The organism is Streptomyces sp. GQ60, assembly GCF_059758875.1.
Genome location: NZ_JCAXEG010000003.1, coordinates 553,467 through 572,749 on the forward strand (window position 1 = coordinate 553,467; position 19,283 = coordinate 572,749).

Consider the following 19,283-nt stretch of genomic DNA (forward strand, 5'->3'; position numbering starts at 1 on the left):
ATCCCGTGATCTTTTCCTCCCCCCACCGCTACGGTTCGCCCGAGACGCACCGCGCACGGGGGTGCGGAAGGACCGGGGGGAAGACATGCAGGAGATCCCGAAGGGCGCGAACGTCAGCCTGACCGCCCTCAGTGAGGACGCCGGGGCGGTCGTCGTGAGTTTGGGCTGGAGCAGCGCTTCGGGGGCGGGTGACGCCGACGTCTCGGTGCTGCTGCTGGACGAGAACGGCAAGGTCCGCGACGAGAACGACTTCTACTTCTACAACAACCCGTCGGCCGCCGACGGGAGCGTGCAGCTGCTGGGCAAGGTCCCGACGGACAACGGCGACGAGGACCGCATCAGCGTGGACCTGACGGCGGTCCCGGAGGGAGTCGCGCGGATCGTCGTGGCGGCCAGCCGGTACGCCGGCGCGCGCTTCGGGGACCTCGACGACCTGCGGATGACGGTCGCGGACCGCACCGGAGAACCGCTGGTCGGCTACTCCATCGACGACGCGGGCGTCGAGACCGCCTTCATCTTCGGCGAGCTGTACCGGCGGGGCGAGGAATGGAAGTTCCGCGCGGTGGGCCAGGGGTACGAAACCGGCCTCGCGGGACTGGCCACGGACTTCGGCATCCCGGTGCTGGAGGAGTCCGAGGAACCCGAAGGGGCTGGGCGGGAGCCGGAGGAGGCCGCCGCCCCGCCCGGAGGTGCGCAGGGCCTCGGAGCGGCCGGTACGACGACGGCGACGGGAGCGGACGCCCCGGCCGCCGACGTGTCCGCCACCGACCCCGCGACCGACCCCGTCGCCGAGCCCGGGCCCGGGCCCGCCGAGGCGGCCGCGCCCGTCGCCGTACCGGCGCAGACCCGCGGCCGGGGTCCCCGTACCACCAGGAAGAAGGTCACCCTGCCCAAGGTGGCCAAGAAGTCCCTCGCCGAGAACGACTCGTGGAGCCAGGCCCGTCTGTTCCCCGTCCCCTCGCTCAAGAGCGACAGGGAACGTGAGGTGCGCGCCACCTCGGTCCTGCTGTCGGTCATGGCGCAGGTGCCGGAGTTCGGCCGCCGCCTCACCGCGGGGTTCGGCGCGCCCGCCGGCCGGATGCAGACCTTCACGGAGGTCTCCCTCCCCCACGGGGACACGCCGCGGCGCCCGGACGGGGTGATCCGGGTGGAGCGCGCGGGGAAGCTGTGGACGGCGCTCGTGGAGACGAAGACGAACGGCAACCCGCTCAAGGCGGAGCAGGTCCAGTCGTACATGGACATCGCCGCGCGCCGCGGTTACGAGGCCGTGATCACCCTCTCCAACGACGTGGCCCTGGAGGGCCGCCCCATGGTGGAGGTGAAGGTGGACGGCCGGCGCAAGCACAAGGTCAGCCTCTGGCACCTGTCCTGGGCCGAGGTCGCCCACCAGGCACACCTGCTGATCCGCCACGAGGGCGTGGGCAATGCCGCGCACGCCTGGCTGCTGCAGGAGCTCCTGGAGTACCTGCGGCACGAGCAGTCCGGCTGCCACGGGTTCCAAAACATGGGCGCCGCCTGGGTGCCCGTGCGCAAGGGCATCGAGGACGAGACCCTCGGCCTCGGGGACGCCCGGACGGTGGAGGTCGTGGAGAGCTGGGAGCGGCTGGTCCGCCAAGTGTGTCTGCGCCTCGGCGGGGAGCTGGGGCAGAAGGCGCTGCCGGTGCAGCGGGCCCGGCGGGGCAGTGATCCGCAGGCCCGCCGGGTCGCGGCGGCGGACCGGCTGTGCGCGGACGGGAAGCTCTCCGCGGAGCTGCGCGTCGACGGGACCAGCAGCGTCATCGCGGTGAGCGCCGACCTCAGGACCTCCAAGGTGCGGACGTCCGTCGACGTGCCGGCCCCGGAGGCCGCGTACCCGCTGGCCATGGTGAAGCGGCTGCTGAAGCTGCTCGCCGAGGCTCCGGCGGACCTGCACGTGGAGAGTCTCCTCGAGGCGGTGCCGGGTGCCGGGGCAGGGCCGGGGAGCGGGCCGCGCGGCACGCTGGAGCGACTGCGGCCCGAGCCGGGCGATCTGCTGCCCGTGGACGGCTCGGCCGTCGTCGGATTCCGGCTGTCGCTGCTCAAGGGGATGGGGAACACACGGGGGAACACGGAGTCCGGGTTCATCCGCAGTGTGGACGATGCCGTGGAGCGCTTCTACCACGGCGTGGTGGCGCACCTGGGCCCGGTCGAGGGGCGCGGCGGGCGGCGCGGCTGAGGACGCGCGGGGCCACCCTGTCCGGCGGCCCCGCGTGGGGGCGGACGGGCGGGTGGCCCAGGGCCAGGGTGCCGGCGGGCCGGGTGGTCAGACGTCCGTGATGCGCAGGCCCGCGTGGGCCTTGTAGCGGCGGTTGGTGGAGATGAGGTTGGCCACCAGGGATTCGACCTGGTGGGCGTTGCGCAGGCGGCCCGCGAACACGCCGCGCATGCCGGGGATGCGGCCGGCGAGGGCCTGGACGATGTCGGTGTCGGCGCGGACCTCGCCGAGGACCATCACGTCGGTGTCGATCTCGTCGATCGACTCGTCCTGGAGCAGGACCGCCGAGAGGTGGTGGAAGGCCGCCGTGACGCGGGAGTCCGGCAGGAGGGCGGCGGCCTGCTGGGCCGCGCTGCCCTCTTCGACCTGGAGGGCGTACGCGCCCTGCTTGTCGAAGCCGAGCGGGTTGACGCAGTCGACCACGAGCTTGCCGGCGAGGTCCTCGCGCAGCGATTCCAGGGTTTTGGCGTGGCCCTCCCACGGCACCGCGATGATCACGATGTCGCTGCGGCGCGCGCACTCGGCGTTGTCCGCGCCCTCCACCCCGAGGCCGAGCTCGTCGGCGGCGGTGCGCGCGCGGTCGGCCGCACGGGAGCCGATGATCACCTTCTGGCCGGCGCGGGCCAGCCGGTAGGCGAGGCCCCGGCCCTGGTCGCCGGTGCCGCCGAGGACGCCTACGACGAGGCCGGAGACGTCGGGAAGGTCCCAGGGGTCCTTGGCGGGGGCCTTCGCGGGCTGCTGCGTGCTGTCTGTGGAGGTCATGGGGGCGAGGGTAGCCGCGAGATCGTCAGAGGCGAATGCGCGGACGGTGTGAGATGCCGGGGTGGGCTGGGAGAGGCCCGGGTGGGCGGGCCGGGGCCGGGTGGGCGCGGGAGAGACCCGGGTGGGCGGACCGGGCCCGGTGGGCGCGGGAGAGGCCCGGGTGGGCGGGAGAGGCCCGGGTGGGCGGGAGATGGGGGGAACGGCTCCCGTTTGTCCCTTCCATGGGGCAGGATGCCGATATGGACGCCGTGAGAGTCGCGCTGCTGCGCGAGGTGCTCGCCGGTACGGAGTGGCCCGGTGCCGCGCGCCGGTTCGCCGGGACGTTGCGGCGGTCGGTCGTGCCGGCCGGCGGGAACCTGCTGCTGGTCGGGACCGAGCAGTACGAGCCCTGGCACCTGGCGGCGCACCTGGTCGACGAGGCCGCCTGGTCGGGGCTGCCGGAGCTGGCGCCCACGCTCGTACGCCACCACGTGCTGCCCGGTGACGCCCCGCACCTGTCGGTCGGCCTGAGCCGGCTGGAGGGGGCCCGGCGCGGTCACACCCTGCTGGTGGTGGCTCCGGAGCAGCCCGGGGACGGACTGCTGGAGCGGGTGCACGACGCCCGCCGCGCGGGGGCGACCGTACTGTCCCTGGACGGCGGGGACCCTGATCTCGGGACGCTCGCGCACGAGGTGCTGTCCGTGCCGGACGGGGCCGCCGAACTGGACCTGGACACCGTGCAGCACCTGGTCAGTGCGGCGGCCGGGGAGAACAGCCTGCCGGTGCAGCGCGGGCCGGGGCGGTTCCGGGACCGGCTGGCGCGGCTGGCCGACCAGTTGGCCGCACCGCCGCCCAGCCGCTGGTAGCCGCAGCGGCTACGGCGTGGCCGTACCCGTATCCGTGCCCTCTTCGCTCTCGCGGCTCTTGTCGTTCCACTTGGGGTCGTTCTGCCATTCGAGATTGCGCTCCTGCGCCGTCTCCATGGCGTGGTTCGCCTCTTCGGGTGTCGCGTAGGGGCCGAAACGGTCCTTCGCCGGGCACTCGGGGCCTTCCTCGACCTTCTTGTGGACCAGGCAGTAGTACCACTCGCCGGGTTTGCCCACCTGGCGCTTCTTGAACAGGGCCATTGTCAGGCTCCTCTCTCTGTCGCCATGCTGCCCCATACCCGCTCGATACACTCGCTCGTATGTCTGGCCAGTCGCTGCTCGTACCAGGCGAGCTCACTCCCGTCCGTTCCGTTCCCGGAAACATCCGCCGGCCCGAGTACGTGGGCAAGCCCGCACCCACTCCGTACACCGGACCGGAGGTGCAGACGCCCGAGACCATCGAGGCCATGCGCATCGCCGGCCGGATCGCCGCCCAGGCGATGGAAGAAGCCGCCAAGCTGATCGCGCCGGGGGTGACCACCGACGAGCTGGACCGGGTCGCCCACGAGTACATGTGCGACCACGGCGCCTACCCCTCGACGCTGGGCTACCGCGGTTTCCCGAAGTCCCTGTGCTCCTCGCTCAACGAGGTCATCTGCCACGGCATCCCCGACTCGACCGTCCTGCGGGACGGCGACATCGTCAACCTCGACGTGACCGCGTACATCGGCGGGGTGCACGGCGACAACAACGCGACGTACCTGTGCGGGGACGTGGACGAGGAGTCGCGGCTGCTCGTGGAGCGCACCCGCGAGTCCTTGAACCGGGCCATCAAGGCCGTCCGGCCGGGCCGGCAGATCAACATCATCGGCCGGGTCATCGAGTCGTACGCGAAGCGCTTCGGGTACGGCGTCGTCCGGGACTTCACCGGTCACGGGATCAACTCGTCCTTCCACTCCGGCCTGATCGTCCCGCACTACGACAGCCCGCACGCCACCACCGTCATCGAGCCCGGGATGACCTTCACCATCGAGCCGATGCTGACCCTGGGCACCCACGAGTACGACATGTGGGAGGACGGCTGGACCGTAGTCACGAAGGACCGCAAGCGGACCGCGCAGTTCGAGCACACACTGGTGGTCACGGACACCGGGGCGGAGATCCTTACGCTCCCCTGACCCGGGGAAAGTCACCTCGCGGAGGTTTTTACCGACAAGGCGTCGGGAACACATTGACTTAGGTAAGCCTAAGTAGGAGGATCGGGTGTGGCGGCACGGCCGCCACACCCGGCCCCCTTTTCTTCCGAATTCTCGGAGGTCCGCCTTGGACGCCTTCTCCACCGTCATTCGTGTCGCCTCGCACGAGCAGCACACCGAGGCAGAGACCTCGACGTTCATGAGCGACCTGCTCGGCGGCCGGCTCGGGGTGGACGCGTACACGCGCTACACCGAGCAGCTCTGGTTCGTGTACAAGGCCCTGGAGGACGCCACCGAGGCCCTCAAGGACGACGCGGTCGCCGGCCCGTTCATACAGCCCGAGCTGATGCGCCTCGCCGAGATCGAGCGGGACCTGGCCCACCTGCGGGGTCCCGAATGGCGCGAGACCCTGGTCGCGCTGCCCGCGACCGAGGCCTACGCGGCCCGGGTTGCCGAGTGTGCCGCCTCCTGGCCGGGCGGGTACGTGGCCCACCACTACACCCGCTACCTGGGCGACCTCTCCGGCGGCCAGATCATCCGTGACAAGGCGGAGCGGACCTGGGGCTTCGAGCGCAAGGGCGACGGCGTCCGCTTCTACGTCTTCGCGGACATCTCCAACCCGGCCGCCTTCAAGCGGACCTACCGCGAGCTGCTGGACGCGATCGCCGCGGACGACCTGGAGAAGCAGCGCATCATCGACGAGTGCAAGCGCGCCTTCGACTTCAACGGCGCGGTCTTCCGCGAGCTGGGCGAGCAGTTCCCGCTGAGCGCGTAGCGCCTGCGGCGGGCTGGACGGTGAAGGGGGGTGGGCCCATCGGGTCCACCCCCCTTCCTGGCTGCGCCCGAGGCTCCTGGGGCTTCGCCCCAGACCCCCCGCCTCCGCGCCTCAGTCGGCGAAGCGGACGCGGCCGCCGATTTCCACGGTGCCGTCCGGGCCCGGGGCGGTGAGGATCTGGGAGCCGGCGCCCTGGGTGATGTTCAGGGCGCGGTTCAGTTCGGCCGTCAGCAGGATCGCCGCCGAGCCGGTGGCCTCGTCCTCGGCGATCGCCCCGTCGGGGCGGCGCGGGAACCCGCGGGCCCGGATCCGGCCCGCGGCCTCGTCCTCCCACGCCCAGGCGTACAGCCAGCCCTCGCCGGGCGGCGGACTGGGCAGCGCGTCCACCTCGGCGGCGTCGGCGTACTGCTCGGTGCGTTTGCCCTCGACCCACTCGGGGCGGGCGGTGATCCAGGTGAACTCCCCGTCGTCGCGCGCCCATACGGCGCCCGCCGGGGGCTGGAGCTCCTCGACGTCGAGCAGCCACGCGACTCCGACCAACGGGTGCCCGGCGAAGGACATCCGGGTGCCGGGGGTGCGGATGTCGACGATCCCGCGCTCTGGATCGTCGACGAACACCGTCTCGCTGTAGCCGAGTTCGGCCGCCAAAGCCTGCCGGGAGGCGTCGTCCGGGCAGGACCGGCCGTCGCGTACGACACCGAGCGCGTTGCCGTGGCTGCCGTCACCCGCGCAGAAGACCCTGAGGACGTCTAGATCGTTCACGCCGGAATTGAAGCACGGGTCAGTTCTGGGCCGTGCGGCGCCTGCGCGCGACGAACACCGCGCCCGCGCCCGCCGCGATGATGGCGGCGGAGGAACCGAGCAGCGCGCCGGCCGGTATCTCGGCGCCGGTGGCGGCGAGGCCGCCCCCGACGGTGCCGGTGCCGCCGGAGGTACCGGCGCCGCCGGTGCCAGCCGGGCTCGTGGGCAGGACGGCGTCCTTGTCCACGGAGACGGTCAGGTTCACGTCGTCCGCCCGGGTGCCCGCCGGGTACATGGAGCCGGTGGTGTCGTTGGCGAAGGCCGCGGAGCCCTCGGCCGTGAGTGCGGTGCGCACGGCGTTCAGGGTGAGCACGCCGTCCTTGGTCTTGTAGTCGGCTTCTCCGAGGTCGAGCGTGGCGAAGGGGATGTCCGCCTTGACCCCGGCGGCCGTCTTCACGTCGAGGACCAGGGTGCCCTTGGCGCCCTGGGCGTTGATGCGGATGTTGCCGAAGGTCATGTCGATGCCGTGGGCCGCGTACTGGAAGCGCAGGTTGCCCTCGAACGTGGCGTTCAGCTTCTGCGCCTTGGTGTCGAGGGTGCCCTTGCCGCCGGCGAAGGCGAAGCTGTCGCCGTTCGCGAGCGCACCGTCCGCCGGGGTGACGGTGCCGCCCGCGCTCTGGACGTACCTGCGGAAGGACTCCTTGATGCCCCAGGCCAGCTTGCCGCCGAGGATCTGCTGCGGGCCGCCGGTCGCCGGGGAGCTGGCGGAGGCGGAGGGCGAGGGGGAGGCCGGCTTCGACGGGGAGGGGGATGCCGGGACCGACGCCGACGGGGACGCGCTCTGCGAGGGGGAAGCCGAGGCGGAGGCGGACGGGGAGGCGGACGGGGAGGGGCTGTGGGAGGGCGGCGGCGGGAACTCCAGTACGGCAGTCAGCGGGTCGCCCGCCTTGTCCTTGTAGCCGTCCGAGCCGAGGAGCTTGGCGGCGTCGGCGGTCAGGGTGGTGGCCAGGCCCTCCATCGACGGCCCGGTGAAGGCGACCTTCGCGAAGCCGACGTCCTTCGTGAGCACGCCGTCCCGCGTGACGTCGATGATCAGCATCTTCTTGCCGGTGTCGATGCGCAGGTTCGCGAGCTTCACCTCGAAGCGGTGCGCGGCCGACGTGAAGGTGACGCTCCCCTTGAAGGCGGCGGTCACGAGGTGGGTGGCCGGGTCGTACTGGCCGGTGGCCGAGCCGAAGGTGAAGCCCTCGTCGGTCTTCTTCGCGCCGTCCGCGACCGTGATCTCGCCCTGGGCGATGGTCGTGACGTAGGTGCGGTAGCTCTTCAGGAGACCCCAGTCGAGGGTGCCGCCGACGACCGGGATCGCCGCGCGGGTGCCCTGCGCAGCGGGGGCGGCCGGTGCGCTGCCCGCCGCGGTGGCGGGCAGGACGAAGGCGGTGGCGCCGATCGCCACGGCGGTGGCCGCGGCGGCCGCGAGGGCGAGGGGACGACGGGTGGATGACATGGCGGGGTCTCCTGAAACGGGGGTGTGAGGAGGCGGAAGAGTGCGGTGCGGGGCCTGCCGGGGCAGGGCGAAGCCGAGCCCTGGCGGTACGGGTCCAGCGGGGCTTGCGGGTCGGTTCGGTACGGGGCTTGCGGGCCGGGCGGCTTCGGGCGGACCCGGCCCGCGGAGCGGGGGTGGTGCGGGGCCCGGCGGATGCGGGCCGTAGGGGCCCGCCGGTACGGGCCGTGCGGGCGGTACGGGTTCGGGGCGCGGGTCAGCCGCGCGGGGCGGCTCCGTCGGCCCCGGAGGAGTCCGGGAACTCGGAGGCGCCGGGGGCGGGAGCCTCGGCGCCCGGGGCCGGAGCCGGAGCCGCCGTGGCCTCGGTGCCCGGGGCCGGAGCCGGGGTCTCGGCGCCCGCAGCCGGGGACGGGGCCTCGGTCGAGGTGTGCTCGGCCGGGGCCGGCACCTGGTCGGTGTGGGTCGACGGGGCCGGTTCCTTGCGGCGGTTGCGGAGGACGAGGAAGGCCGCTCCGCCGGCGAGGACGAGCACGGCCACCGCGAGGGCGGCGTACAGCCCGGTGTTCGAGGACTCCTTCGCGGCGGCGGCCGGAGCCGGGGACGCGGCCGGGGCCGGCGGGGCCGCGGGGGTGGCCGTCGAGCCGAGGTTCGGCAGGGCCGGGAGCTTCGCGGCGGCGTCGAGGGCGACCGCGAGGGAGACGGGGTCCATCTCGGTGCCGGACCCGTACGCAGAGAATGCGGCCATGGAGTTGAAGGCCGCCGCCCCGCCCTCGGTCAGGGTGGCCGGGGCTTCGGTGAGGGTGGCGAGGCCGCCCTCGGTCGTGAGGCCCTTGGCGTCGAACTCCACGAGCGGGACGGCGGGCTTGGTGTCCGTGCCGCTGGTGACGTCGGCGGACAGCACGCCCTTGCCGTTCTCCACCTTGGCCGTGACCTTCGAGAGCTTCAGGTCGAGGTGGGCGCCGGTGAAGTGCACGGACCCGGCGAAGGCGGCGTCGAGGGTGCCCTTCGCGCCGTCGTACGCGCCCTTGCCCTGGGGGAAGCGGAACAGCGCGCCGCCGTCCTGGGCGCCTTCGGCCAGCTCCCACTTGCCCTGGCCGATGGAGCCGGAGACGTACTCGCGGAAGGTGCGCCGCACCCCCCAGTCCACGGCCGCGTCGGTGAACTGCCCGGCGGCCGGCGGGGACTGCGAGGCGGCCGGGGTGCTCGGCGAGGGCGCCGGCGAGGCGGGCTGTTCGGCGGCCGGGGGAGCGGCCTTGACGTCCACGGAGAGCGAGACCGGGTCGAGCTGCGCGCCCGCCGCGTAGTAGCCGGCGAAGGCCTTGGCGCCCTGGTCGGTGAGGGTGGCCGGGATGTTGGCGAGGGCGACGGGGCTGCCGCCGCCCTTCATGTTCACCCCGCCCAGGCTCAGCTTGGCGAAGGGCACTTGGGAGGCGGTGGTGACCGCTCCGCCCTCCTTGGCCTTGCTGGAGACGTCCACGTAGAGGGTGCCGCCGCCGCTGCTGATCTTGACGGTGGGGCGGCTGACGCTCATGTCCAGCTCGTACGTGCCGTCCGCCTTCTGGTGGCCCTGGAAGGAGACGCCGCCGCTGAAGGAGGCCTCCAGGGAACCGCTGTCCGGATCGTAGGAGCCGCTCGCGGAATGGAAGCGGAACAGGCTGCCACCGGCCGTGGCGGCCCCGTTCTTCAGCTTGAACCCGCCTTTCGCCACCGGACCGGTGACGTAACTCTGGAAGGAGGACTTGATGCCCCAGTCGAGTCGGCCGCCCTCCACGGTGCGGGCCGCGGCCTGGGCGGCGGTCGCCGGGAGCAGGACGGCCCCCAGAGCCGCCAGGGTCGCCAGCAGGGCGACGGCGGACGCACGGGTGGGTCTTGCCGACATGAATGTCCCCTCCAGGGTCTAGCGAGCGAGGTTAGGCTAACCTAAGCTACGTTCGGCCGGGTGTGAAACCCCCTGGCACCCGGAACCTCGAACCGGGTCCCCACTCCCAGCGAACCGGGTCCACCACCCCAGTCGGACGATCAGGACGGTGCCTTCGTGCCTACGCCCGCCGCCTCAACCCGCATGTCCCGCTTCGCCGTCGCCCTGACCTCCGTGGTCCTGGCACTCGGCGTGAGCGCCTGCGGAGGTACGGCCGCCCCCTCCCCCACCGGAGCGGGCGCCCCGGCCGTCCCGGACCGGGTGGAACCGCTCGCCCCTGCGCCCGTGCCCGTCCTTCCGGCGACCGTGGCCTCGGCGGACGGCGCCCGGGTCACCGTCACCTCGGCGGACCGGGTGGTGCCGCTGACGGGCGGTCTCAACGAGATCGTGCACACCCTCGGACTCGGTCCCAAGGTCGTCGCCAAGGACATCACCGCCACCTTCGAACAGGCCGCGGAGCTCCCGGTGGTGACGCGGGGCCACGACGTGTCCGCCGAGAGCGTGCTGTCGCTGCGCCCGACCCTGGTGCTGGCCGAGACCACCTCCGGCCCCGCCGAGGCGATCCAGCAGATCCGCGACGCGGGCGTCCCGCTCCTGGTGGTGGCCCCGGCCAAATCCCTGGAGGACGTGGCCGAGCGCACCGACACCGTGGCCGCCGCACTGGGCGTCAAGGAGGCCGGCGCGCAGCTGAACCAGCGCACCGCCGACCGGATCGCCGCCGCCCGCAAGACCCTGCCCGCCTCGGGCAAGAAGCCGCGCGTGGCCTTCCTCTACCTGCGCGGCACGGCCTCCGTGTACCTGATGGGCGGCTCCGACTCCGGCGCCGGCTCCCTGCTGGAGGCGGCCGGCGCACTGGACACGGGCCCGGAGTCGGGGCTCGGCAAGGACTTCACCCCGATCACCAGCGAGGCCCTGGCGGCCGCCGCGCCCGACGCCATCCTCGTCATGTCCAAGGGCCTGGAGTCCGTCGGCGGCGTGGACGGGCTGGTCAAGATTCCGGGAGTGGCCCAGACCCCGGCGGGCATGGACCGGCGGGTGATCACCGTGGACGACGGGGTCCTGCTCAACTACGGCCCGCGCACCGACCAGGTCCTGACCTCCCTCATCACCCAGCTCTACGGCAAGGCCTCCTGACGTGTCCCTCTCCTCCAAAGCCCCCGGGACGCCGCCCGGAGCGGGCCCCCTTCCCGCTCCCGGGCGGTCGGCGTCCCGGGGCGCCCCCACCGCCGCCGGCGCACCGCCCCGGCGGCGGTGGGGCTCCGCCTGGCTCACCGCCGCGCTGGCCGTCGCACTCGTCCTGCTCGCGCTGGTCTCCGCCGGAGTGGGTGCCTACGAGATCCCGCTCGGGGACGTGGTCGGGTCGGTGCGGCACCGCCTCGGGCTCGGGGGCGCCCCCCTCGACCGGGTCGGGGAGAGCGTGCTGTGGAACGTACGGCTGCCGCGCGTGGTACTCGCCCTGCTCGTCGGGGCCAGCCTCGGCTGCGCGGGGGCGCTGATGCAGGGGGTGTTCGGCAATCCGCTGGCCGAGCCCGGGGTCATCGGGATCTCGGCGGGCGCGGCCGTCGGCGCGGTCGCCGCGATCGGGCTGGGCCTGACCTTCTTCGGCAACTGGACCATCACCGCCTGCGCGTTCGTCGCGGGACTGATCACCGTCGGCGCCGTCTACCTGCTCTCCCGCAACGGCGGCAAGCCCCCCAAGACGGAGGTCGTCACCCTCATCCTGACGGGCATCGCCGTCAACGCCTTCGCGGGCGCCCTGATCGGCCTGTTCATCTTCTTCGCGGACAGCGGCCAGGTGAACCAGATCACCTTCTGGCAGCTCGGCTCCCTCGCCCAGGCCACCTGGCCCAAGGTGCTGGCCGTGCTGCCCTGCGCGCTGACCGGCCTGGTCATCGCCCCCTTGTACTCCCGCAAGCTGGACCTGCTGTCGCTCGGCGAGCGCCCCGCCCGCCATCTCGGCGTGGAGGTGGAGCGGCTGCGCCTCGCGCTGATCCTGGTCGTCGCGCTGCTCACGGCGGCCGCCGTCGCCGTCGCCGGGATCATCGCCTTCGTCGGGCTGCTCGTGCCGCACCTGCTGCGCATGGCCAACGGTCCGGGCCACCGGTTCCTGGTGCCCGGCAGCGCCCTCGCCGGAGCCGTGGTGCTGGTCGCCGGGGACCTGGCCGCACGGACCCTCGCCCAGCCCGCCGAGCTGCCGCTCGGCGTCCTGACCGCCCTGTTCGGCAGCCCGTTCTTCTTCTGGCTGCTGCGCCGCACCCGCCGCAAGCAAGGAGGCTGGGCATGAGCGTCCGGTTCCGTTCCGGCCTCGCCGCGCTCCGCGGGCGGGGGCGCGCCGTCCCCGCCCGGCCCGCCCCCGGCGCGCCGCTGGCCGAGGTCGCGGACCTGCGCGTACGGCTCGGTGGGCGCGAGGTGCTCGCCGGGATCGGGCTGACCGTGCGGGCCGGGGAGGTGCTGGCCCTGGTCGGGCCGAACGGCGCGGGCAAGTCGACCCTGCTGGCGGCCCTGTCCGCGGACCTGCCGGCCGCCTCCGGGGAGGTGCGGATCGACGGGCGCCCGGTGGGCGACTGGCCGGCCCCCGAGCTGGCCCTGCGCCGGGCGGTGCTCCCCCAATCGGCCGCGCTGGCCTTCCCCTTCCCGGTGGAGGACGTCGTACGGATGGGCCGCGCACCCTGGGCGGACACCGAACTGGCCGACTCCGACGAGGAGGCGGTGGCCGCGGCGATGGCCGCCACCGAGGTGACGGGCTTCGCGGCCCGCCCGTTCTCGGCGCTCTCGGGCGGCGAACGGGCCCGGGTCGCGCTGGCCCGCGTACTGGCCCAGCGGGCCCCGCTGCTGCTGCTCGACGAGCCCACGGCGGCCCTGGACCTGCGCCACCAGGAGCTGGTGCTGCGGATCTGCCGGGAGCGGGCGGCGGCCGGGGACGGGGTCGTGGTGGTCCTGCACGACCTGGGCCTGGCGGCGGCGTACGCGGACCGGGTGGCCGTGCTGCACGACGGCCGGATCGCGGTGGACGGCCCGCCGGCGGACGTGTTCGAGGACGGGCTGCTGAGCCGGGTCTACCGCCAGCCGGTGGAGGTCCTCCCCCACCCGCGCACCGGGGCCCCGCTGGTGGTCCCCGTACGGGACGAGGAGCCCGGTGAACCGGGGCCCGGCCGTCCCGCCGTACGCAACGGCCACGGCCACCGGGGCTTGACCTCGGCCTGACCCGGTCACGGGGCCTGCGCGGGGCGCCCGCAACGGCCCCGCGTCCGGGGCGCGAAGGGTGCACCGCGCGGCACCTGAAGGCCGCGCGGACCTGGTCCGCGCGGCCTTCGCCGTCGTTACGGGATCCGGGTCCCGGCCCCGCCGACCCGGACGCGGGGGTCGCCGGAGCGCAGCTCGACCGTGAGCACGCCCGGGCGGCCCATGTCGGCGCCCTGGTGGAGGGTGAGGACCGCGTCGGCCGGGACCAGGCCGGTCTCGCGCGCGTACGCGCCGAAGGCGGCCGCGGCCGCGCCGGTCGCCGGGTCCTCGACGACGCCGCCGACCGGGAAGGGATTGCGTACGTGGAACTCCGTCGGGCCCGCCCGGTACACGAGCTGCGCGGTGACCATGTCGAGGCGCCGCAACAGCGCCTCCAGCCGGGCGAAGTCGTACGAGAGGTCCGCGAGCCGGGCCCGGGTGGCGACGCCGATCACCAGGTGGCGGGCGCCGGCGTAGGCGATCCGCGGCGGGAACTGCGGGTCCAGGTCGGCGGCCGGCCAGTCCAGCGCGGCCAGCGCCTCGGCGAGGTCGGCCGGGTCCAGGTCCTCGGTGTGCGGTTCGACGCTGGTCAGGGTGGCGCGCAGCCCGCCGCCCTCCCGGGTCACGGACACCGGCACGGTGCCGGCCGGGGTCGCGAACAGCAGCTCGCCGGGCCCGATCCGCTCGCCGAGCGCGACGGCGGTGGCAACGGTGGCGTGCCCGCAGAAGGGGACCTCCACCTTCGGGCTGAAGTAGCGCACGGAGAAGGCCCGGCCCCGCTCCCCGCCGAGCCCCTCGGGCGGGGCGGTGAGGAAGGCCGTCTCGCTGTAGCCCGCCTCGGCGGCGATCTCGAGCATGGCCGCCTCGTCCAGGCCGCTCGCGTCGAGCACCACCCCGGCCGGGTTTCCGCCTTCCGGGTCGTCGGAGAAGGCGGTGTAGCTCAGTACGTCGATAGTCATGATCACCACAACCCCGGCCCCCGGGCGGCCATTCCCCCTTGGGCGGTACAAGATCGGCCGCGGCCGGCGCACGCGTCAGCCGCGCCCGATGTACGGCATCGCCGTCGCCATCACCGTCGCGAACTGCACGTTCGCCCCCAGCGGGAGTTCCGCCATGTGCAGCACCGTGCGCGCCACGTCGGCCGCGTCCATGACGGGCTCCACCGCGAGCTGTCCGTTGGCCTGCATGATCCCGGTCTGCATCCGCTCGGTCATCTCGGTGGCCGCGTTGCCGATGTCGATCTGCCCGCACGCGATCCCGTACGGGCGCCCGTCCAGCGACAGGGACTTCGTCAGGCCGGTCATGGCGTGCTTGGTCGCGGTGTACGCGATCGAGTTCGGCCGGGGCACGTGCGCGGAGATGGAGCCGTTGTTGATGATGCGTCCGCCCTGCGGGTCCTGGGCCTTCATCACCCGGAAGGCCGCCTGCGCGCAGAGGAAGGAGCCGGTGAGGTTGACGTCGACCACCGAGCGCCAGGCCTCGTAGGAGATGTCCTCCAGCGCGACCCCGGCCGGGCCGAAGGTGCCGGCGTTGTTGAAGAGCAGGTCGATCCGTCCGTAGCGCTCGCGCACCGTCTCGAACAGCGCCGCCACGTCGTCCGGATCGCTCACGTCGGCCCGTACGCACAGCACGTCGGCGTCCGGGTGGGCGGCCCTGGCCGCCTCGGCCGCCTCTTCCAGCGGCCCGGTCCGGCGGCCGGCCACGGCCACGGCCCATCCGGCGGCGGCGAGGGTGAGGGCCACGGAGCGGCCGATTCCGGATCCGGCTCCGGTCACTACGGCGATCTGCTTCACACGTGCGTTCATGGGGCCGCAGGTTACGTCACACGCTCCGCCCGTCCCGGAACGTTCCGATAGCTGAGAGCATGGGGCGGCAGGGGTGCTGAGAAATGACGATAGGACTGGAGCTTCCGTATGCCGGAGAGAGGCCCCGTGACAGCGCCCTCGAAGACAGCGTCCTCGCACGACGCGTCGCACTCGACCCCCTCCCCTTCCCCCGCCCTCACCGCCCCCCTGGCGGCCGCCCGCCGGACGGGGCTGCTCGTCACCTTCATCCTCGGCGGGCTCACCGCGCTCCCCCCGCTGTCCATGGACATGTACCTGCCGGCGCTGCCGACGGTGACCACGGCCCTGAACAGCCCGGCCGCGACCGTCCAGCTCACCCTGACCGCCTGCCTGGCCGGCATGGCTCTGGGCCAGCTGGTGATCGGCCCGATGAGCGACAAATGGGGCCGTCGGCGCCCCCTGCTCATCGGCATGGTCGTCTACGTCCTCGCCACGGCCATCTGCGCCTTCGCCCCGACCGTAGAGCTGCTGATCGGCTTCCGGCTGCTCCAGGGCCTGGCCGGCGCGGCCGCGATCGTGATCGCGCGGGCCGTCGTACGCGATCTGTACGACGGGGTCGAGATGGCCCGGTTCTTCTCCACCCTGATGCTCATATCCGGCGCGGCGCCGATCGTCGCCCCGCTCATCGGCGGCCAGGTGCTCCGCTTCGCCGACTGGCGGGGGGTCTTCCTCGTCCTCACCGTCGTGGGGGCCCTGCTGACCGTCCTGGTCTGGCGCAGGCTCGACGAGACGCTGCCGCCCGAACGGCGCCAGACCGGCGGGGTCGGCGCCGCGCTGCGGACCATGCGCGGACTGTTGGCCGACCGGGTCTTCGCCGGCTACACGTTGGCCGGCGGGTTCTCCTTCGCGGCGCTGTTCGCGTACATCTCCGCCTCGCCGTTCGTCGTGCAGGAGATCTACGGGGCTTCGGCCCAGACCTTCAGCCTGCTGTTCGGCGTCAACTCCCTCGGCCTGATCGCGGTGGGCCAGATCAACGGCAAGCTGCTGGTCGGCCGGGTCAGCCTGGACAAGGTGCTGGGGTACGGGCTCGCGGTCATCATGGCGGCCTCGGCCGCCCTGCTCCTCATGACCGCCGGGGTCTTCGGCGAGGTCGGGCTCTTCGCGGTCTGCGCCGGGCTGTTCGTCCTGATGTCCGCGATGGGCCTGGTGCTGCCGAACACCAACGCGCAGGCCCTGATGCGCACCCCGCACGCGGCCGGCTCGGCCTCCGCCCTGCTCGGCACCTCCTCCTTCCTGGTCGGAGCGGTGGCCTCCCCCCTGGTCGGCATCGCCGGCGAGGACACGGCGGTACCGATGGCCGTGGTCCAGGCGGCCTGCTCCCTCCTCGCGGTCCTCTGCTTCGTCGTCCTGTGCCGCCCCTGGCGGCCGAGCCCCACGACGGTCTGACCGGCCGGGGCCGGGCACGGGCTTCGCAGCCGGCCCGGCCCCGTAAACTTGGCGGGTGAACGACACCGCCACCACCACCGCCGAAACCCTGCGCAGCGCCCTCGCGGGCCTGCTCGACGGCCTCCCGCAGAAGCAGGCCACGGCTGCCGTGGAGCGGCTGATCGCCAACTACCGCGGCGAGATCCCGACCGACACGCCCGTCCTGCGCAACCGCTCCGACGTGGCCGCGTACGCGGCGTACCGGATGCCCGCCACCTTCGAGGCCGTACGGTCCGCCCTGGACGGGCTCGCCGGGGCGGCCCCGGGCTGGTCCCCGGCCTCGCACGTGGACGTGGGCGGCGGCACCGGCGCGGCGGCCTGGGCGGCGGACGCCACCTGGGGCGGGCGCCGCGAGACGGCGGTACTGGACTGGGCGGACCCGGCCCTGCTCCTCGGCAAGGAGCTGGCCGCGGCCTCCTCCTCCGCCACGCTGCGGGCCGCCGAGTGGCGGCGGACCGTCATCGGGGCCGGTCTGGCGCTCCCCGACGCGGACCTGGTGACGGTCTCGTACGTCCTGGGCGAACTGACCCCGGAGGCCCGCCGCGAGGTCGTCGCCGAGGCGGCGCGGGCCGGTCAGGCCGTGGTGCTGGTCGAGCCGGGCACGCCCGAGGGGTACCTGCGCATCCGCGAGGCCCGCGACCAGTTGATCGAGGCCGGACTGCGGGTCGCGGCCCCGTGCCCGCACGACGGGACCTGCCCGATCGAGGTCGGCAAGGACTGGTGCCACTTCTCGACCCGGGTCAGCCGTTCCTCCCTGCACCGCCTGGTCAAGGGCGGCTCGCTGTCCTACGAGGACGAGAAGTTCAGCTACGTGGCCGCCACCCGCTTCCCGGTGGAGCCGGCCGCCTCCCGGATCACGCGCAGGCCGCAGCTCCGGAAGGGGCTGGTGCTGCTGGAGCTGTGCGGACCCGAGTCCGAGGGCCAGACCCGGGTCAACGTGACCAAGCGCCACGGCGACCTGTACAAGGCCGCGCGGGACGCCGACTGGGGCCAGGAGTGGCCGCCTCCGCAGGGGGCCTGAGCCCCAAGGAGAGGCTCAGGCCCGTAGGAGCCGGCCTAGGGCCTCAGCTCCTGCGTGCAGCACTTCACGCTGCCACCTCCCTTGAGCAGTTCCCCCAGGTCCATCGGGACCGGCTCGAACCCTCGCGCCCGCAGGGGCGCGAGGAGTCCGGTCGCCTCCTGCGGGAGCAGCACGTGCCGGCCGTCCGAGACCGCGTTGAGCCCGAGGGCGGCCGCGTCCTCGGCCTGCGCGATCAGCGCGTCGGGGAAGAGCCGGCGCAGGACCGCCCGGCTGCCCTCGGAGAAGGCGTCCGGGTAGTACATGACCTCGTCGCCGTCGAGCACGGACAGGGCCGTGTCCAGGTGGTAGTAGCGCGGGTCGACCAGATCGAGCCCGATGACCGGGCGGCCGAAGAACTCCTGGGCCTCGTCGTGCGAGAGCGGGCTGGAGCGGAAGCCCCGGCCGGCCAGGATGTAGGTGGCGGTGACGGCGAAGTCGCCCTCGCCCTCGTTGACGTGGGACGGCTCGTGAACGTCCTGGAACCCGTGGGCGCGGAACCAGTCGAGGTGGATCTCCGCTTCGGCGGCCCGCTCGGGATGGGCGAACCGCGCGCCCAGCACCCGGCCGTCGACGACGAGGGCGCCGTTCGCCGCGAAGACCATGTCGGGCAGACCGCGGTCGGGGACCAGGGTCTCGACGGTGTGGCCGAGGGCCAGGTAGCGGTCGCGGAGGTCCTCCCACTGGGCCATGGCCAGGGGCAGGTCCACCGGTTTCGTGGGGTCCATCCACGGGTTGATGGAGTACGTGACCTTGAAGTGCGCGGGTGGGCACATCAGGTAGCGCCGGGGTGTGGCGTCTCTGCGCAATGCAGGCTCCTCACGGTGATGAGAAGAGAATCGTCTCTCCTCGACGAGGACGGCGCAGTGAACTGACCGGGTGGTTTCCCGAACGGCTGAAAGACGAGCGGTTCGTGGTTGATAAGTTGCCGAAATGAGCTCCAGCCCTCTCCCCGCTTCCGCCCCCCGGTCCCCGGACGCCACGCGTCGCAGCGACCGCTCGCGGCGGGCCATCCTGGACGCCGCGCTCGACCTGGTGGGGGAGGTCGGCTACAACAAGCTGACCGTCGAGGCCATCGCCGCCCGCGCCGGAGTCGGCAAGCAGACCATCTACCGCTGGTGGCCGTCGAAGGCCGCGGTCCTGCTGGACGCCTCGGTCGCGCTCGCCGGGGACGCGCGGTCCGAGGGTGCCTGGACCGGCTTCCCCGACACCGGGGACCTGGCCGCCGACCTGAAGTACGTACTGCGGGCGACGGTGGACGAGTTCGCCGACGAGCGGTACGCGGCCCCCGCGCGCGCCCTGACGGCGGCCGGCGCCACCGATCCCGAGCTCGGGGCACGCTTCACCGAGCAGCTGCTGGAGCCCCAGCTCGCACTGTACGAGGAGCGGTTGCGGTCGGCCCGCGAGGCCGGACAGCTCCCGCCGGACACCGATCTGCGGCTGACCGTCGAGATGCTGCTCGGACCTCTGACCTACCGCTGGCTGCTGCGCACGGCGCCGCTCACGCACGCGTATGCGGACGCGCTGGTGGACTCGGTGCTGGGCGGGGCCGGCGCGAGGCCCTGACCAGGGGCGGGACCCGGCAGGGCCGGGGTGGGAGCCGGTCGGGACCGGGGTGGGATAAGTCATGAGCCTCTGATGGCCGAGAACATATGGCCGATTTCTATGGTTATGTGGGAGTCCTGGTCGGGGGGTGCGGTCACCCGGCGCCCAGGATGGTGGGAACATGTGAGGGTCTGCCGGGGCAATGGTGTAGGTGAGGGG

Annotated in this window: 17 protein-coding genes and 1 pseudogene; 10 read left to right on the top strand and 8 right to left on the bottom strand. The window is 73.4% G+C overall.

The genetic code is table 11. The annotated features are described in order from the left end of the window. Nucleotides 1-85: 85 nt before the first annotated feature. Entirely contained in the window at nucleotides 86-2,194 is a 2,109-nt protein-coding gene (locus AC6CKD_RS11115) for a TerD family protein (RefSeq protein WP_498326839.1), read from the top strand. 87 nt (nucleotides 2,195-2,281) lie between these two features. Here the strand turns inward: AC6CKD_RS11115 and npdG are convergent, their stop codons facing one another. Next, complete coding sequence (gene npdG / locus AC6CKD_RS11120) at nucleotides 2,282-2,995, bottom strand: NADPH-dependent F420 reductase (RefSeq protein WP_489365373.1); 714 nt, start codon at nucleotides 2,993-2,995, stop codon at nucleotides 2,282-2,284. A 239-nt stretch (nucleotides 2,996-3,234) separates the two neighbouring features. Between npdG and AC6CKD_RS11125 the strand changes: the two genes are divergently transcribed. Beyond that, nucleotides 3,235-3,840 carry a hypothetical protein gene (locus AC6CKD_RS11125; RefSeq protein ID WP_498326840.1) on the top strand — a complete coding sequence of 202 codons (606 nt, stop codon included), beginning with the start codon at nucleotides 3,235-3,237 and terminating at the stop codon, nucleotides 3,838-3,840. Nucleotides 3,841-3,849: 9 nt separating this feature from the next. Here the strand turns inward: AC6CKD_RS11125 and AC6CKD_RS11130 are convergent, their stop codons facing one another. Continuing rightward, nucleotides 3,850-4,101: a hypothetical protein gene (locus tag AC6CKD_RS11130; RefSeq protein WP_498326841.1), complete on the bottom strand. Its 252-nt coding sequence runs from the start codon at nucleotides 4,099-4,101 to the stop codon at nucleotides 3,850-3,852. 59 nt (nucleotides 4,102-4,160) lie between these two features. On the opposite strand from AC6CKD_RS11130, the gene map reads away from it, so the two are divergent. Continuing rightward, nucleotides 4,161-5,018: a type I methionyl aminopeptidase gene (map, locus tag AC6CKD_RS11135; protein WP_498326842.1), complete on the top strand. Its 858-nt coding sequence runs from the start codon at nucleotides 4,161-4,163 to the stop codon at nucleotides 5,016-5,018. 145 nt (nucleotides 5,019-5,163) lie between these two features. Then, complete coding sequence (locus AC6CKD_RS11140) at nucleotides 5,164-5,811, top strand: biliverdin-producing heme oxygenase (protein WP_498326843.1); 648 nt, start codon at nucleotides 5,164-5,166, stop codon at nucleotides 5,809-5,811. A 111-nt stretch (nucleotides 5,812-5,922) separates the two neighbouring features. Here AC6CKD_RS11140 and AC6CKD_RS11145 read toward each other — a convergent pair whose 3' ends face one another. The 3 genes from AC6CKD_RS11145 to AC6CKD_RS11155 all read right to left on the bottom strand — a co-directional run bounded on the left by AC6CKD_RS11145 (nucleotide 5,923) and on the right by AC6CKD_RS11155 (nucleotide 9,932). Continuing rightward, nucleotides 5,923-6,573 (bottom strand): PhzF family phenazine biosynthesis protein, encoded by a 651-nt coding sequence (locus AC6CKD_RS11145; RefSeq protein ID WP_498326844.1) that lies wholly within the window; start codon nucleotides 6,571-6,573, stop codon nucleotides 5,923-5,925. Nucleotides 6,574-6,592: 19 nt separating this feature from the next. Then, nucleotides 6,593-8,056, bottom strand: coding sequence for an HtaA domain-containing protein (locus AC6CKD_RS11150; protein WP_498326845.1), 1,464 nt, complete (start codon nucleotides 8,054-8,056; stop codon nucleotides 6,593-6,595). 253 nt (nucleotides 8,057-8,309) lie between these two features. Next, the gene (locus AC6CKD_RS11155) at nucleotides 8,310-9,932 is read right to left on the bottom strand and encodes an HtaA domain-containing protein (RefSeq protein ID WP_498326847.1); all 1,623 of its coding nucleotides are present in this window, start codon (nucleotides 9,930-9,932) and stop codon (nucleotides 8,310-8,312) included. A gap of 156 nt (nucleotides 9,933-10,088) precedes the next feature. On the opposite strand from AC6CKD_RS11155, the gene AC6CKD_RS11160 reads away from it, so the two are divergent. Genes AC6CKD_RS11160 through AC6CKD_RS11170 form a run of 3 tightly spaced genes read left to right on the top strand, consistent with a single transcriptional unit; the run spans nucleotide 10,089 to nucleotide 13,175 of the window. Beyond that, complete coding sequence (locus AC6CKD_RS11160; RefSeq protein WP_498326848.1) at nucleotides 10,089-11,105, top strand: heme/hemin ABC transporter substrate-binding protein; 1,017 nt, start codon at nucleotides 10,089-10,091, stop codon at nucleotides 11,103-11,105. A gap of 1 nt (nucleotide 11,106) precedes the next feature. After that, a complete protein-coding gene (locus tag AC6CKD_RS11165) occupies nucleotides 11,107-12,255 on the top strand; it encodes a FecCD family ABC transporter permease (protein WP_498326849.1) in 1,149 nt (382 codons plus the stop codon). Then, nucleotides 12,252-13,175 (top strand): heme ABC transporter ATP-binding protein, encoded by a 924-nt coding sequence (locus AC6CKD_RS11170; RefSeq protein WP_498326850.1) that lies wholly within the window; start codon nucleotides 12,252-12,254, stop codon nucleotides 13,173-13,175. Before AC6CKD_RS11165 ends, AC6CKD_RS11170 begins: the two co-directional genes overlap by 4 nt. Nucleotides 13,176-13,291: 116 nt before the next feature. Here the strand turns inward: AC6CKD_RS11170 and AC6CKD_RS11175 are convergent, their stop codons facing one another. Beyond that, entirely contained in the window at nucleotides 13,292-14,152 is an 861-nt protein-coding gene (locus AC6CKD_RS11175) for a PhzF family phenazine biosynthesis protein (protein WP_498326852.1), read from the bottom strand. Nucleotides 14,153-14,227: 75 nt separating this feature from the next. Continuing rightward, nucleotides 14,228-14,998, bottom strand: coding sequence for an SDR family oxidoreductase (locus tag AC6CKD_RS11180; protein WP_498326853.1), 771 nt, complete (start codon nucleotides 14,996-14,998; stop codon nucleotides 14,228-14,230). Nucleotides 14,999-15,106: 108 nt separating this feature from the next. Here AC6CKD_RS11180 and AC6CKD_RS11185 point away from each other — a divergent pair, with 108 nt between their 5' ends. Together AC6CKD_RS11185 and AC6CKD_RS11190 are read left to right on the top strand one after the other, a co-directional pair. Next, complete coding sequence (locus AC6CKD_RS11185) at nucleotides 15,107-16,423, top strand: Bcr/CflA family multidrug efflux MFS transporter (RefSeq protein WP_498326854.1); 1,317 nt, start codon at nucleotides 15,107-15,109, stop codon at nucleotides 16,421-16,423. Between the two features lie 55 nt (nucleotides 16,424-16,478). Next, nucleotides 16,479-17,483, top strand: coding sequence for a small ribosomal subunit Rsm22 family protein (locus AC6CKD_RS11190; RefSeq protein ID WP_498326855.1), 1,005 nt, complete (start codon nucleotides 16,479-16,481; stop codon nucleotides 17,481-17,483). 35 nt (nucleotides 17,484-17,518) lie between these two features. Here AC6CKD_RS11190 and ddaH read toward each other — a convergent pair. Continuing rightward, nucleotides 17,519-18,355 (bottom strand): annotated as a pseudogene (gene ddaH, locus AC6CKD_RS11195) (dimethylargininase); the annotation flags it as partial. A gap of 97 nt (nucleotides 18,356-18,452) precedes the next feature. On the opposite strand from ddaH, the gene AC6CKD_RS11200 reads away from it, so the two are divergent. Beyond that, a complete protein-coding gene (locus tag AC6CKD_RS11200; protein WP_498326856.1) occupies nucleotides 18,453-19,085 on the top strand; it encodes a TetR/AcrR family transcriptional regulator in 633 nt (210 codons plus the stop codon). Nucleotides 19,086-19,283: the final 198 nt, after the last annotated feature.

Bases quoted from the DNA above. Each gene is read 5' to 3' on its own strand.
- AC6CKD_RS11185 (WP_498326854.1), top strand. From the start codon at position 15,107: ATGCCGGAGAGAGGCCCCGTGACAGCGCCCTCGAAGACAGCGTCCTCG.
- AC6CKD_RS11170 (WP_498326850.1), top strand. From the start codon at position 12,252: ATGAGCGTCCGGTTCCGTTCCGGCCTCGCCGCGCTCCGCGGGCGGGGG.
- AC6CKD_RS11155 (WP_498326847.1), bottom strand. From the start codon at position 9,932: ATGTCGGCAAGACCCACCCGTGCGTCCGCCGTCGCCCTGCTGGCGACC.
- AC6CKD_RS11115 (WP_498326839.1), top strand. From the start codon at position 86: ATGCAGGAGATCCCGAAGGGCGCGAACGTCAGCCTGACCGCCCTCAGT.
- AC6CKD_RS11150 (WP_498326845.1), bottom strand. From the start codon at position 8,056: ATGTCATCCACCCGTCGTCCCCTCGCCCTCGCGGCCGCCGCGGCCACC.
- AC6CKD_RS11180 (WP_498326853.1), bottom strand. From the start codon at position 14,998: ATGAACGCACGTGTGAAGCAGATCGCCGTAGTGACCGGAGCCGGATCC.
- AC6CKD_RS11125 (WP_498326840.1), top strand. From the start codon at position 3,235: ATGGACGCCGTGAGAGTCGCGCTGCTGCGCGAGGTGCTCGCCGGTACG.
- npdG (WP_489365373.1), bottom strand. From the start codon at position 2,995: ATGACCTCCACAGACAGCACGCAGCAGCCCGCGAAGGCCCCCGCCAAG.
- AC6CKD_RS11175 (WP_498326852.1), bottom strand. From the start codon at position 14,152: ATGACTATCGACGTACTGAGCTACACCGCCTTCTCCGACGACCCGGAA.
- map (WP_498326842.1), top strand. From the start codon at position 4,161: ATGTCTGGCCAGTCGCTGCTCGTACCAGGCGAGCTCACTCCCGTCCGT.
- AC6CKD_RS11200 (WP_498326856.1), top strand. From the start codon at position 18,453: ATGAGCTCCAGCCCTCTCCCCGCTTCCGCCCCCCGGTCCCCGGACGCC.
- AC6CKD_RS11130 (WP_498326841.1), bottom strand. From the start codon at position 4,101: ATGGCCCTGTTCAAGAAGCGCCAGGTGGGCAAACCCGGCGAGTGGTAC.